The sequence below is a fragment of the Shinella sp. BE166 genome (genome assembly GCF_051201095.1).
Classification (GTDB): Bacteria; Pseudomonadota; Alphaproteobacteria; order Rhizobiales; family Rhizobiaceae; genus Shinella; species Shinella lacus.
In genome coordinates, this window is record NZ_JBPEHL010000009.1 from 230,355 (window position 1) to 244,173 (window position 13,819).

General features: G+C 61.2%; 10 protein-coding genes and 1 tRNA gene. 9 read left to right on the plus strand and 2 right to left on the minus strand.

Annotated elements, in window-relative coordinates; translation table 11 throughout:
• The first annotated feature begins 23 nt into the window (after positions 1 to 23).
• Complete coding sequence (locus J2Y63_RS22195) at positions 24 to 1,043, plus strand: ABC transporter permease (RefSeq protein ID WP_256117685.1); 1,020 nt, start codon at positions 24 to 26, stop codon at positions 1,041 to 1,043.
• A 99-nt stretch (positions 1,044 to 1,142) separates the two neighbouring features.
• Positions 1,143 to 2,135: an inositol 2-dehydrogenase gene (iolG, locus tag J2Y63_RS22200; RefSeq protein WP_435267848.1), complete on the plus strand. Its 993-nt coding sequence runs from the start codon at positions 1,143 to 1,145 to the stop codon at positions 2,133 to 2,135.
• 255 nt (positions 2,136 to 2,390) lie between these two features.
• Here iolG and J2Y63_RS22205 read toward each other — a convergent pair whose 3' ends face one another.
• Complete coding sequence (locus J2Y63_RS22205; RefSeq protein ID WP_435267849.1) at positions 2,391 to 3,611, minus strand: ROK family protein; 1,221 nt, start codon at positions 3,609 to 3,611, stop codon at positions 2,391 to 2,393.
• Between the two features lie 243 nt (positions 3,612 to 3,854).
• Between J2Y63_RS22205 and xylF the strand changes: the two genes are divergently transcribed.
• The 4 genes from xylF (at position 3,855) to J2Y63_RS22225 (ending at position 7,441) form a co-directional block, all read left to right on the plus strand.
• Positions 3,855 to 4,895, plus strand: coding sequence for a D-xylose ABC transporter substrate-binding protein (gene xylF, locus J2Y63_RS22210; protein WP_256117692.1), 1,041 nt, complete (start codon positions 3,855 to 3,857; stop codon positions 4,893 to 4,895).
• A gap of 215 nt (positions 4,896 to 5,110) precedes the next feature.
• Positions 5,111 to 6,424, plus strand: a complete 1,314-nt coding sequence (locus J2Y63_RS22215; protein ID WP_256117693.1) for a sugar ABC transporter permease — start codon at positions 5,111 to 5,113, stop codon at positions 6,422 to 6,424.
• A gap of 14 nt (positions 6,425 to 6,438) precedes the next feature.
• A complete protein-coding gene (locus tag J2Y63_RS22220; protein WP_435267850.1) occupies positions 6,439 to 7,224 on the plus strand; it encodes an ATP-binding cassette domain-containing protein in 786 nt (261 codons plus the stop codon).
• Between the two features lie 140 nt (positions 7,225 to 7,364).
• A tRNA-Arg gene (locus J2Y63_RS22225) sits at positions 7,365 to 7,441 on the plus strand.
• A gap of 302 nt (positions 7,442 to 7,743) precedes the next feature.
• On the opposite strand, the gene J2Y63_RS22230 is transcribed toward J2Y63_RS22225, so the two are convergent.
• Positions 7,744 to 8,307, minus strand: coding sequence for a GNAT family N-acetyltransferase (locus J2Y63_RS22230; protein ID WP_306037802.1), 564 nt, complete (start codon positions 8,305 to 8,307; stop codon positions 7,744 to 7,746).
• 158 nt (positions 8,308 to 8,465) lie between these two features.
• On the opposite strand from J2Y63_RS22230, the gene J2Y63_RS22235 reads away from it, so the two are divergent.
• The 3 genes from J2Y63_RS22235 to J2Y63_RS22245 form a co-directional block, all read left to right on the plus strand.
• On the plus strand, positions 8,466 to 9,626 hold the full coding sequence (locus J2Y63_RS22235) for a M20 aminoacylase family protein (RefSeq protein WP_306037801.1): 1,161 nt from the start codon (positions 8,466 to 8,468) through the stop codon (positions 9,624 to 9,626).
• Positions 9,627 to 9,985: 359 nt separating this feature from the next.
• Positions 9,986 to 12,544 carry an HWE histidine kinase domain-containing protein gene (locus J2Y63_RS22240; protein ID WP_306037800.1) on the plus strand — a complete coding sequence of 853 codons (2,559 nt, stop codon included), beginning with the start codon at positions 9,986 to 9,988 and terminating at the stop codon, positions 12,542 to 12,544.
• 94 nt (positions 12,545 to 12,638) lie between these two features.
• Positions 12,639 to 13,819: PAS domain-containing protein (locus tag J2Y63_RS22245; RefSeq protein ID WP_435267851.1), on the plus strand; the 1,181-nt coding region annotated here is incomplete at its 3' end.

Below are 13,819 nucleotides of genomic sequence, written 5' to 3' on the forward strand. Positions count from 1 at the left end.
AAGCGGCCACAAGGGAGGTAATCATGAGCACGAATTCCGCAGCGCAAGCCCAGGTCGCCGCGCAGAAATCTGCCCGCCGGCTCCCGCCGGAACTCAGCATCTTTCTCGTCCTCATCGGCATCGCGCTGGTCTACGAAATCCTCGGCTGGATTTTTGTCGGCCAGAGCTTCCTGATGAACACGCAGCGCCTGACGATCATCATCCTGCAGGTCTCCGTCATCGGCATCATCGCCGTCGGCGTCACGCAGGTCATCATCACGGGCGGCATCGATCTGTCCTCCGGCTCGGTGGTCGGCATGACGGCCATGTTCTCCGCCAGCCTCGCGCAGTCCTCCACCTGGCCGCGCGCGCTCTATCCCTCGCTGACCGACATGCCCGTCATCGTGCCCGTCGCGCTCGGCATCGGCGTCGGCCTGCTCGCCGGCTTCATCAACGGCCAACTCATCGCCAAGACGAAAATCCCGCCCTTCATCGCCACGCTCGGCATGATGGTCTCGGCGCGCGGCATCTCCAAGTGGTACACGAAGGGCCAGCCGGTCTCGGGCCTCACCGACCAGTTCAGCTTCATCGGCACCGGCATCTGGCCCGTCGTCATCTTCCTCGTCGTCGCCGTCATCTTCCACATCGCGCTGCGCTACACCCGCTATGGCAAGTTCACCTATGCGATCGGCGCGAATGTGCAGGCCGCCCGTGTTTCCGGCATCAATGTCGAATCGCATCTGGTGAAGGTCTATGCCATCGCCGGCGCGCTGGCCGGCCTTGCCGGCGTCGTCACCGCGGCCCGCGCCCAGACCGCCCAGGCCGGCATGGGCGTGATGTACGAACTCGACGCGATTGCCGCGACCGTCATCGGCGGCACCTCGCTTGCCGGCGGCGTCGGGCGCATCACCGGCACGGTCATCGGCACCGTCATCCTCGGCGTCATGACGTCGGGCTTTACCTTCCTGCGCGTCGATGCTTTCTACCAGGAAATCGTCAAGGGCGTGATCATCGTGGCCGCCGTCGTCGTCGACGTCTACCGCCAGAAGAAGCGCAAGACGTAGTTAAATGAGCGAATAGGGAGTGGCGAATAGCGAATAGTTCGCCGACAACCGCTCCCTATTCGCTATTCCCTATTCGCTACTCGCTCACATGAGGACAACATGACTGTAAGATTTGGTCTTCTCGGCGCCGGCCGCATCGGCAAGGTGCATGCCAAGGCCGTGACCGGCAATCCGGACGCCGTGCTCGTCGCGGTCGCCGATGCCTTCCCGGCTGCCGCCGATGCCATCGCCAAGCAATATGGCTGCGATGTGCGCACCATCGAGGCGATCGAAGCGGCCAAGGACATCGACGCCGTCGTGATCTGCACGCCGACCGACACCCATGCCGACCTGATCGAGCGCTTCTCACGCGCCGGCAAGGCGATCTTCTGCGAAAAGCCGATCGATCTCGATGTCGATCGCGTGCGCGCCTGCATGAAGGTGGTGGAAGACACCAAGGGCAAGCTGATGGTCGGCTTCAACCGCCGCTTCGACCCGCATTTCATGGCCGTGCGCAAGGCAATCGACGACGGCCGCATCGGCGACGTCGAGATGGTCACCATCACGTCGCGCGACCCCGGCGCCCCGCCGGTCGACTATATCAAGCGCTCCGGCGGCATTTTCCGCGACATGACGATCCACGACTTCGACATGGCGCGCTTCCTGCTCGGCGAGGAGGTCGTCTCGGTCTCGGCAACCGCCGCCGTGCTGGTCGATTCGGAAATCGGCAAGGCGGGCGACTATGACAGCGTCTCCGTCATCCTCCAGACGAAATCCGGCAAGCAGGCCGTCATCTCCAATTCGCGACGCGCCACCTACGGCTACGACCAGCGCATCGAGGTGCACGGCTCGAAAGGCATGGTCGCCGCCGAAAACCAGCGCCCGGTCTCCATCGAAATCGCCAACGGCGAAGGCTACACCCGCCCGCCCCTGCACGACTTCTTCATGACCCGCTACACGGAAGCCTACGCCAACGAAATCGCCGCCTTCATCGCGGCAATCGAAAAGGAGGCCACCATCTCCCCCTCCGGCGCCGATGGCCTCGCAGCCCTGGCGCTGGCCGACGCTGCGGTAAAATCCGTACAGGAAAAACGCCAGATCTCCGTCGCCTGACGGAACCCTCCTCCCAAGGCAACTGGCCGGGCGATTTCGTCGCCCGGTCTTTTTGTTTGTCGGTCCGCTTTGTTTGCAGGCCCTCTCCCACCCTCCACGTCATCCTCGGGCTTGACCCGAGGATCCAGGCCACAAGCTTTAGGTGAGCGACGATACGTGGATCCTCGGGTCAAGCCCGAGGATGACGGAGGAGAGGTGGTGCCTCCGATCACAGAAGCCGAAGTTCAATCCCGAAATCCCGCGGTCCCTGCGCCCTCAATCCCCATCGCTCTTGGCCGCAATGATATCGTGGTCCATCTCCGCCAGTGCACGGGCAAAGTGCCCTTCCAGCACCAAGGTCGCCTCTTCCGGCACGACGGAAATCGGTGGCGCGCCCAGCAGGCGCACTTGCTGAGACTGTGCCAGCCCCTCCTCCAGCCCACGCTGGATGAGGTCGAAATAGCGGGTGCCGGGGCCGGTGATGGCGATGGGCATGTTTTCGTAGAGGCTGACCATGCGCGAGAGCCCCTGCCCCAGCGCAAGGCCGGCCTGGCGGAAGGCGTATTCCGACATGCGGTGGCCCTGGCGGGCGCGCAGCGCGATCTTGTCCATCTCGGCAAGCGGCACGAACTTTGCCGGGATCGTGTCCGGCGGCACTTCGAAGGCGGTGCGCAGGATACCGTAGAAACCGGCCGAGGCCTCGATACAGCCCTGCGAGCCGCAGCGGCACAATTTGCCATCCGATGAATTCAGCATGTGCCCGAAATTCGGCGCGGTGACGGAGAGTTCGCCGGAGCGATCGAACCGTGCAATGCCGAGCCCGATGCTGTGGCCGAGCGACAGCGCCGCGACGGCCTGCAGGTTTTTCGCGCCCGCTTTTTCCATGCGCAGCGCCATAGCATGCGCGACGAGCAACGTCTCGTTGCTGAGCAGGATTTTCGCCCGCCAATGCGGCTCCAGCAGCGCCGCGAAATCCACCTGCTGCGCGCCAAAAACCGGCGACCAGACGAGACGGGCCAGGGCAGGATCGACCAGGCCCTTGCTGCTGATGGAGACGACGAGCACCTGCCCCCGCTCTATGCGCGAGCGGCTCACCAGCTTTTCCAGCGCGGCAACGAAGGCCTCCGCAAAGGGCCGCGTCGAGGTGTCGGCATGGTTGCGCGCCTCCTCGAACCGGTCGATCAGCGTGCCGGCATAGTCGGCCAGCGAATATTGCACGATGTCCGAGGAGATGCGCACCGTGACGAGATAACCCGCCCCACGCCGCTGGCCGAAGATGACGCGGGGGCGACCGCGCGAAGCCGACGCCTGCTGCTCGCGGCGCTCCAGCACGTCGGCCTTTTCAAGCTCCGCGGTAATCGCCGAAACCGTCGCAGAGGCGAGCCCGGTATGCTGGGAAATGTCGGTGTGGGCGAGCGGACCATGCCGGCGCAGCGAGGCGAGCACGAGCGCGCTGTTCTGCTGACGCACAAGCTCCGTGCTCGACTTGGTCAGCATCCCCGGTTTCCACTCGTTTTCATAGGCTGCAACACATGCCCCTCCCAAAGCATCTGTCGTGCTGCCGATCAAGGTCTCAATGCCTTGTTGACAGCCCGAAAAACTTCTGACATTTATTTTCTCGACTGTCGAGAAAAAAGTCCCGGCACCGTCGGGAGGGGCATCGAGACAGTATTATCGTGGCCGGTCGTTGAAAGGGCGGGAGGTTCGTCCAAGCGGCCGGTATTCACTTGGGAGGATAATATGAAGTTCGTTCTGAAGCTGATGGCAGGGGCTGCCATCATCGTTTCCCTGCATTCCGTTGCGCACGCCAAGGACCTCGTGGTCGGCGTTTCCTGGTCGAACTTCCAGGAAGAGCGTTGGAAAACCGACGAAGCCGCCATCAAGGCAGCGCTCGAAGCCTCCGGCGACAAGTACATTTCCGCTGACGCCCAGTCTTCCGCCGCAAAGCAGCTGACCGACGTCGAATCGCTGATCGCCCAGGGCGCCAACGCCATCATCGTTCTCGCCCAGGATTCGGAAGCCATCGGCCCGGCCATCGAAAAGGCCGCTGCTGAAGGCATCCCGGTCGTCGGCTACGATCGCCTGATCGAAAACCCGGCCGCCTTCTACATCACCTTCGACAACAAGGAAGTCGGCCGCATGCAGGCCCGCGAAGTGTTCAAGGTGAAGCCGGAAGGCAACTATGTCTTCATCAAGGGCTCCTCGTCCGACCCGAACGCCGACTTCCTCTTCGCTGGCCAGCAGGAAGTGCTGAAGGAAGCGATCGACGCCGGCAAGATCAAGACCGTCGGCGAAGCCTATACCGATGGCTGGAAGCCGGAAAACGCCCAGAAGAACATGGAACAGTTCCTGACGGCGAACGACAACAAGGTCGACGCGGTCGTCGCCTCGAACGACGGCACGGCCGGCGGCGCAATCGCTGCCCTGACGGCACAGGGCCTCGCCGGCTCCGTCCCGGTCTCCGGCCAGGATGCCGACCATGCCGCGCTGAACCGCGTGGCGCTCGGCACCCAGACCGTTTCCGTCTGGAAGGATAGCCGTGAACTCGGCAAGCGCGCTGCGGAAATCGCAGCCTCGCTCGCCAGCGGCAAGACCATGGACGAAATCGAAGGCGTGACCACCTTCAACGGCGGCCCGAAGGGCGTCGAGATGAAGTCGGTCTTCCTCGCTCCGCTGCCGATCACCAAGGACAACCTGAACGTCGTCATCGACGCAGGCTGGATCCCGAAGGAAACGGCTTGCCAGGGCGTTGCTGCCGGCTCGGTCGCAGCCTGCAACTGAGTAACCGCCATCCGGTACTGATCTGACCATCGCCAGGCGCCGCAACGTCAAACGTTGCGGCGCTTGCGCAAGATGGGCAGCGGGCGGAGGATGAAGACGGCGAACATCCTCGAAGCGGGATGCGGAAAAGTGGGAACCGGTTTTCCGTAACATCCCGCTTGAACTTCAGACCACGCCTGAAGAACACGTCAACAAAGTGGGGGGACGGCAAAGCCATGGCCGACATCACGACTACCGCACAAGCCAATCGCGCGCGATCGGCAAGCGAGAACCCGGTAAAGCGCTTCTTCCGCGCAACCGAGATCGACACGCGCCTGCTCGGCATGATCGGCGCCATGCTGATCATCTGGATCGGCTTCAACATCCTGTCCGGCGGCCTGTTCCTGACGCCGCGCAACCTCTGGAACCTCTCCGTCCAGACCGCCTCCGTCGCCGTCATGGCGACCGGCATGGTGCTCGTCATCGTCACGCGCAACATCGACCTTTCCGTAGGCTCCATCCTCGGCTTCGTCGGCATGAGCATGGGCGTGCTGCAGGCCGAACTGCTGCCGCAGCTGCTCGGCTTCAATCATCCCGCAATCTGGGTCGTGACGCTGCTGGCCGGCATCCTGCTGGGTGCCGCCATCGGCGCGCTGCACGGCTCCATCATCGCCTTCCTCAACGTGCCCTCCTTCATCGTCACGCTCGGCGGCCTGCTCGTCTGGCGCGGCGCCACCTGGTTCGTCACCAGCGGCCGCACGGTCGCCCCGATGGATAGCACCTTCCGCCTGATGGGCGGCGGCACCGAGGGCTCGATCGGCGCCACGGCGAGCTGGGTCGTCGGCATCCTCGCCTGCATCGCCATCGTCGCCACCATCATCAACTCGCGAAAACAGCGCCAGCGCTTCGGCTTCCCGCAGCGCCCAATGTGGGCGGAGTATTTCCTCACCGCCGTGGGCTGCGCGCTGGTGCTCGGCGCCATCGCCGTCGTCAACAGCTACCCCTGGCCCGTCGCCATCGCCCGCAAATATGCCGATGCCAACGGCATCGCCTGGCCGGACGGCGGCCTGTTCATTCCGCACGGCATCGCCATCCCGGTCCTCATCGCCATCGTCGTCGGCATCGTCATGACCTTCATCTCGACGCGCCTGCGCTTCGGCCGCTATGTCTTCGCCATCGGCGGCAACCAGGAGGCCGCGGAACTCGCCGGCATCAAGACCCGCTGGGTGACGGTAAAGATCTTCGCACTGATGGGCATTCTCTGCGCCATCGCCGCCGCCATCTCCACCGCCCGCCTCAATGCCGCGACCAACGCGCAAGGCGAGCTCGACGAGCTCTACACCATCGCCGCAGCCGTCATCGGCGGCACGTCGCTTGGCGGCGGCATGGGCACAATCGCAGGCGCCATGCTCGGCGCCCTCGTCATGCAATCGCTGCAATCGGGCATGGTGCTGGTCGGCATCGATACCCCGTTCCAGCGCATCGTGGTGGGCATGGTCCTTGTCGTCGCCGTCTGGCTCGACACGGTCTACCGCGCCCGCGCCAAGTAAGAGGAGCCCATCCAATGACGGACACCCGTACGCCCCTCGTGGAAATGAAGAACGTTTCCATCTCCTTCGGCGGCATCCACGCCGTGGACAATGCCTCGATCGATCTCTATCCCGGCGAGGTCGTGGCGCTGCTCGGCCATAATGGTGCCGGCAAGTCGACGCTGATCAAGATCCTCTCCGGCGCCTACAAGCGCGATGGCGGCGAGATCCTGATCAACGGCGAAGCCGCCGAGATCAACAACCCGCGCGATGCCAAGAAATACGGCATCGAGACGATCTACCAGACGCTCGCCGTCGCCGACAATGTCGACGCCGCCGCCAACCTCTATCTCGGTCGGGAACTCCGCACCCCCTGGGGCACGCTGGACGACGTCGCGATGGAAGCCAAGACCCGCGAAGTCATGGGCCGCCTCAACCCCAACTTCCAGCGCTTCAAGGAGCCGGTGAAAGCGCTCTCTGGCGGCCAGCGCCAATCGGTGGCGATCGCCCGCGCGATCCTGTTCAACGCCCGCATCCTGATCATGGACGAGCCCACCGCGGCACTCGGCCCCCAGGAGACGGCACAGGTCGGCGAACTGATCAAGCAGCTGAAAAAGGAAGGCATCGGCATCTTCCTGATCAGCCACGACATCCACGACGTCTTCGACCTCGCGGATCGTGTCTCGGTGATGAAGAACGGCCAGGTCGTCGGCCACGCCCGCACAGAAGACGTCACCAAGGACGAGGTCCTCGGCATGATCATCCTCGGCAAGGTCCCCCCCAAGGCCATCCCCGGCCCCGGCGCCATGCAGACCGCCTGAGCAGATGAGGACGGGCCGCCGGCATAGCCGGCGGCCCGCACCACGAAACAGATTGCCTTTCGACATTTTCCCGATTGAAGCCCGCCCTCACCTAGGCTAAGAACCCTCTCATCGGACAGGCGAGTCATCGCCTAGGGCAAGCACCCGTAGCTCAGCTGGATAGAGTGTTGGATTCCGATTCCAAAGGTCACAGGTTCGAATCCTGTCGGGTGCGCCAAGCTATTTGCCCGGGACAAAACCGGGCACTGTCAGCTGAAATCGCCCCAGAGATTCGTCGCTATGAGCGCTGGTTTGGGCAGAATGTCCCAATAGATTTGTCTCGCTGGAATAGAGCAAAGAATAGAATTATGGCTACGGCGGCTCAACCTGTTGATCCGCCTATAGATTCCCTAAAACGTTCGAGAGTCTTTCTACCGGCATTGTCTTATTTCGCCTATGGAACGCCGAACGCTCGCTTGCTCGACCAATCTTGGGCCGCGGAAGAAGAGGCGTCGGCTATGCGCCACGACCGGTAATTCCTCAGTGCAGGTGTAGATACCAGAACAGCGCCGTTTCTGAACGATCCGACTGCCTGAGCGCATCGTAGAGGTGACGATCATATCCGCCGAGCTTGAAACCGTATCGTTCGTAGAAGCGACAAGCGGAAACGTTGCTCGTCTGTGTTTCTAGCCGAACTATCGCCAGACCATTCTTCTTCGCCCACGAGACTGCTTCGTCCATTAGAGCCCGCCCCAGGCCAGCACCTCGATATGCTCGCGAGACCATGATTTCATTTATTTCCGCGCATTGATTCCAAGCCTGCGATACAGCCACGTAGCCGAGAGTGTCACCCGAAAGGTTAGCCGTCGCGATCATGCGCTTGTTCGCCATCGCTTCCTCGAACAAGGCCTCATCGCTCGGATACTTTTTCTCATATGGAGCGACAAATTGAACGTTGACGATGTTTGGTCCCTCAAAGGGAGGGAGCGCCTCTTGCCGGACGGTGATGGAGAAATCCGCTTTTGCCAGCATCGGCAACGAAAGTTTGCTGACACGCTTTAATTTAATGGGTGATGTTCGAGCTTGCACGCGTTCTTCAGCCATTAGAACTCCAAAACGATGCCTAATCTAGTGAGTGCGCCGATGTCCGCAATGGCGGACGGAGCCAGTTTTCCACTTCGCGCCAATAGCTGTCATTGTACGTTACGGGAAATATTCTAATCTCGTCGCCTTATTTGCGAGATCAGACAGAGGAATGACCTATGCCTGAAATAAGCGGCGATTACGCTGATGTCGTCGAATGGCGACGTGATATCCACGCTCATCCAGAGCTTCAGTTCGAAGTCCACAGAACAGCAGCGTTGGTGGCCTCGAAGCTGAAAGAGTTCGGATGCGACGAGGTAGTGACAGGTGTCGGCAAGACAGGCGTCGTGGGGGTTATCCGTGGGCGGCAGCAGACCAGCGGAAGGGTTATCGGCTTGCGCGCTGATATGGACGCTTTGCCAATTGAGGAAGAGACCGGAGCGAAGTGGGTATCCACCAACAAGGGTGTCATGCATGCGTGTGGGCATGATGGACATACAGCCATGCTATTGGGTGCCGCCCGTGCTCTCACGCGAACACGCGCGTTTGACGGCACGGCGATAGTGATCTTTCAGCCCGCTGAGGAAGGTGGCGGTGGAGGCAAGGCAATGGTTGATGACGGTCTGATGGATCGCTTCGAAATCAACGAAGTCTATGCCATGCACACGGAGCCGGGATTGCCAATCGGCCAATTCAGCACTGCGAGTGGCCCCCTAGCTGCATCTGCGGACGGCTTCCGGATAAAAATCGACGGCAAAGGCGCGCATGGCGCATCGCCTCATGCCAGCGTCGATCCTCTTGTCGTCGGCGCGAACATTCTTCTGGCGCTCCAGACGATAGTCTCACGCAACGTTCACCCACGCCAGTGCGCTGTTGTCACAGTAGGCTGGATGGGTGGCGGTAAAGCTGGAAACGTCATTCCCCAGTCGGCCGAAATGGGAGGAACGACTCGGACCTTTGATCCAGCAACACGCGACTTGATTGAGAAGCGGGTGACAGAAATAGCCACGTATGTGGCTGAAGCTTATGGTGCGAAAGCGACCGTTACTTACAAGCGGATGTTTCCGCCGACTGTGAATCATGCAAATGAAACGGCCTTCGCAATCGATGTAGCGAGATCGCGGGTAGGAATGGAAAACGTCGACGGGTCTATGGAACCTTTGATGGGATCAGAAGACTTTGCGTTTATGCTCGAAGCTCGTCCTGGCAACATCATGCTCATCGGTAACGGCGACGGCCCATCTGTTCACGACGCACGTTATGACTTCAACGATGTCGCGATTCCCTTCGGCGTCGATTATTTTATATCGATTGTGGAGCACCGCTTGCCGTTGGCATGACCGCTTTTGGGCCGATTGCGGTCTTCCGATTCGTGCCAACTGCGTCAGTTGCGCCATGTGACTTCTTTCGCTGATGTCGAGGCGACCTCGGGACACTGAGGTCCCGACCAGGGAGAGCCAAACACGAGCAAAATGGCCATGCCCGCCACGTTATCCGAGCAGATTTTCATCGATCCGGACAGCGCCAGCGAGGAACCAAAAGACCAGTTGACAGTTTTCTACCGCCATTCTGTAGCAATCGTGTCATCCGAAACGATCACGGTACCGTACTTGTTCGTTACGCTGGTTGTCTGGGCAGCTTGGCCATGGCAAAGGGCACGGTGAACATACACCCCTTCTAAGAAAGCAGGAACGGCCTTTTGAGTTACGATCGATCCGCAATTAACCTGACGAACTGCGATCGCGAACCAATCCACATTCCGGGGACCATCCAGCCGCATGGCGCGATGATCGTACTCAACGACGACGGCCTCGTCTCTTTCGTTTCCGACAACATCGACAGGTTCCTGGGCGATACGAACCGGAACTACGTGGGCGCTCACCTTGCCGACGTGATCGGTGGAGCGCTCGCGCACGACATCGCCAATGCCGTCGCGCAAGCGGGCCCGGGGCATGTCGGCGGCGTCGTCCTCAAGGCGAAGATCGGCGACGGGCGGCATGTCGCCGACATAACGGCGCATAGATACGAGGGACGGACGTTCCTCGAATTCGAACAGCCCGCTTCAGTGGAGGACACGGAGGTCGCGCTTCACCTCACGCAGTCACTGGTCCGCCGCGTCGACAGCCTCAAGGATTTCGACGCTCTGTTCAGGGCGACCGCGCGGCTGATCCGCGCCATGCTCGGCTACGACCGCGTCATGGTCTACCGCTTTCTGCATAACGGCGCTGGGCGTGTGGTCGCCGAAGCGAAAGAGCCGTCGCTCACAAGCTTTCAAGGACAGCACTTCCCCGTTTCGGATATCCCGGTGCAGGCGAGGAAGCTTTACGTCAAGAACTGGGTGCGCGTCATAGGCGACGCCTCATTCGTCCCCGTCCCGCTCAAGCCCACCGTTCCAGAGGGCGAACCGTCCGTAGACCTTTCACACGCCCACCTTCGCAGCGTCTCATCGATACATTGCGAATATCTCCGCAACATGGGTGTGGCCGCGTCGATGTCGATTTCCATAGTCGTGGACGGTGAGCTCTGGGGACTGATTGCCTGTCACCACAACACACCGAAGCTTCTGTCCATACCGTTGCGGGTGGCGACCGAGCTGTTCGCCCAGTACTTCTCGCTCCACGTCGCGGCCATCGAACACCGCCAGCAGAAGGCAGCCGCCGTGACGACCCGCAGTCGGCTGGACGCGATCATCGCCGGGGTCGATCCGAACGATACCGTCGAAGTGACGCTCAGGACGAGGTTGCGGGAATTTTCCTCTCTGATCGCCAGTGACGGGGCGGGCCTGTGGTCGGGTGGGAAATGGTGGTCGTTCGGCGTTTCGCCGTCGGAAGCGGCCATCCCCGACTTGATGGACCACGTGTCCGCCAGGGCCGGGAAGCTGATCTGGGACACCCAGAACCTTATGGGGGAGACCGGAAATGAAGCGGAATACGGGTCTCGGGTGTCCGGACTCCTGGCCATTCCGATTTCGGTTTCGGTTTCGGCGTCCGATTATCTCGTCTTCTTTCGTTCGGAGGAAGCCCATGAGATCGAGTGGGCAGGGGAGCCGAGAAAAAAAGAAGAGCTGACCGAAAACGGCATTCGACTATCTCCCCGCGGCAGCTTCGACACATGGCGTGAAGACGTCCGTCACAAATCCTTGCCCTGGACGAGCGGCGACCTCGTCGTCGCTGACTCGATCAGGAGCTACGTGAGGGACGTCATGCTCTCTCATAACGACGCGACCGAGGAGCAGCGCGAGCGTAACGAGCAACAGCGCAATCGTCTGAACTCGGAAATGACGCACCGGGTTAAGAATATCCTGGCGCTGGTGAAGTCTATAGCGACCCAGACGGGATCGAGTTCCGACTCCATAGACGACTACACCCGGTCCTTCGAAGGGCGGCTTCGGGCGCTGGCATACGCCCACGACCAGTCGTTCGCGGGAGCCGAGGGCGGAGAACTTGCCGACCTGATCGAAGCTGAGGCGGCGATGCACCGTTTTGGCAACATGCCCGACCGCATCCAGGTTTCGGGCGAGCCTCTCGGCCTGAGCGAGCATTCTTTCGGGGTGTTCGCCCTGCTTCTCCACGAGATGATGACAAACGCCGCGAAGTACGGAAGCCTGTCCGTCCCGTCCGGTAAGCTCGATGTGTCCTGGTCCTTGACCGACGAGGGCGACTGCCGGTTGCTGTGGATCGAAAGCGGCGGGCCCGAGGTGATTACCCCGACAAGACGCGGCTTCGGTTCGAACCTCATCGAAAAGACGATTGCCCACGATCTCGGCGGGACCGTCGATATCGACTTCGACCCGGCTGGCCTGCGGGCGACGATCGTCCTTCCGTCAGAGCACCTGCGCGCCGTCTCCGGCGACAGGAGAGCGGTGGAGGCAAACCCCGATACCGCCGTCACGCATCTGGACGGCTTGCGTGTCCTCCTCGTCGAAGACCAGTCGCTGATCGCGATGGACACGGAGGAACTGCTGAGGGCGCTCGGGGCAGCGGAAGTAACTGTGGCTGCGAACGTCAAGTCGGCCTTGGCCTCAATTGCGGTTTCCGCTCCCGACTGCGCGGTGCTGGATTTAAACCTCGGAGGAACAACGTCGGAGGATGTTGCGCGCGAACTCGGCCGCCTGCGCGTCCCTTACGTGTTCGCAACGGGTTATCGGGACGGCAGCAGCGTGCCGGAAGGCTTCGAAGCCATCCCGGTCGTACGAAAGCCCGTGAGCGAAAACAGCCTTTCGGTGGCCTTGAGCAGTGTCGTCGCCACAGAACGTTGACCGACATTCGTCGCTGGCGGAACAAGAACTTGCCCTCGAATGTTGTGGCGCGATGGCGAAGCCACAAATAGAACGAAGCGTATAGGAAGTGCAAATGTCACAAGCGAACCCGGATTGCGGGAAGCTATTCCGCGATCTCGACTGGTCCGCGACGCCTCTGGGACCTTCCGACTCGTGGAGCGTCGAACTCAAGACGCTCACGAACGTGATGCTGGGCTCGTTGCAGCCGATGCTGATCGTGTGGGGACCGTCCCAGACAACGCTTTACAACGACGGCTACGCCGAAATGTGTGGCCAGCGCCATCCGGAAGCTTTCGGCAAAGCGTATCGATCCTTATGGTTCGACATATGGGACCAGGTAGAGCCGATCATCGCGGAAGCTTATGCGGGCCGCGGCACGGCCATGGACGATATCGAGTTCGTCATGCACCGAAACGGCTTTCCGGAAGAGACCCATTTCTCCTTCTCCTACACGCCCGTTCGCGATCCTTGGGGCACGGTACTCGGGATGTTTTGTGCCTGCACCGAAATCACGGCGCAGGTCGCGACACGGAAAGCAGAGCGGACCCAGAGGGAGCGCTTCAAGCAGGTCTTCGAGCTTAGCCAGGGTGGCATAGCCATGCTGGTCGGACCGAACCACACGTTCGAATACGCCAACGAGGCCTACTACACGATCATCGGCGCAGGGCGGGAGATTATTGGAAAGACCGTCGCCGACGCTGTGACCGAAGTCGTCAGGCAAGGGTATATCGACATTCTGGATGGCGTTTACAGGACGGGTGAACCGTTCATCGCCAGGGATTTGGCTATCGAACTCAACAGGGGCGACGACGGCGAGAAACAGAGCCGCCTGATCGATTTGGTGTACCAGCCTATGAGGAACGACGACGGAACCGTCGGCGGCATTCTCGTTCAGGCTCGAGACGTCACCGAACTGCGAGCGGAGGAAGACCGACAGGCATTGTTGTCACACGAGCTTGGTCACCGCCTCAAGAACCAGCTCGGAATGGTGCAGGCGATCGCATCTCAGACCCTCAAGAGCGCTCCCGATCTCGCGACGGCGCGGCTCCGGCTTTCCGAGCGGATCGCGGTTCTGAGCGAGGCCCACGACGCCATACTCGAGGGCGGACGGGGCTCGTCCACCGTGCGCCACCTTGTCGGTAAAATGACAAGCTTGTACGTAAGCGCCGTCCTGACCCCACCTTCCGGATCAGCTTATGATTGTCGATGTTCAATCTCGAAAGAGGGCTTGGACATATGTCGATTTCAGAGCTT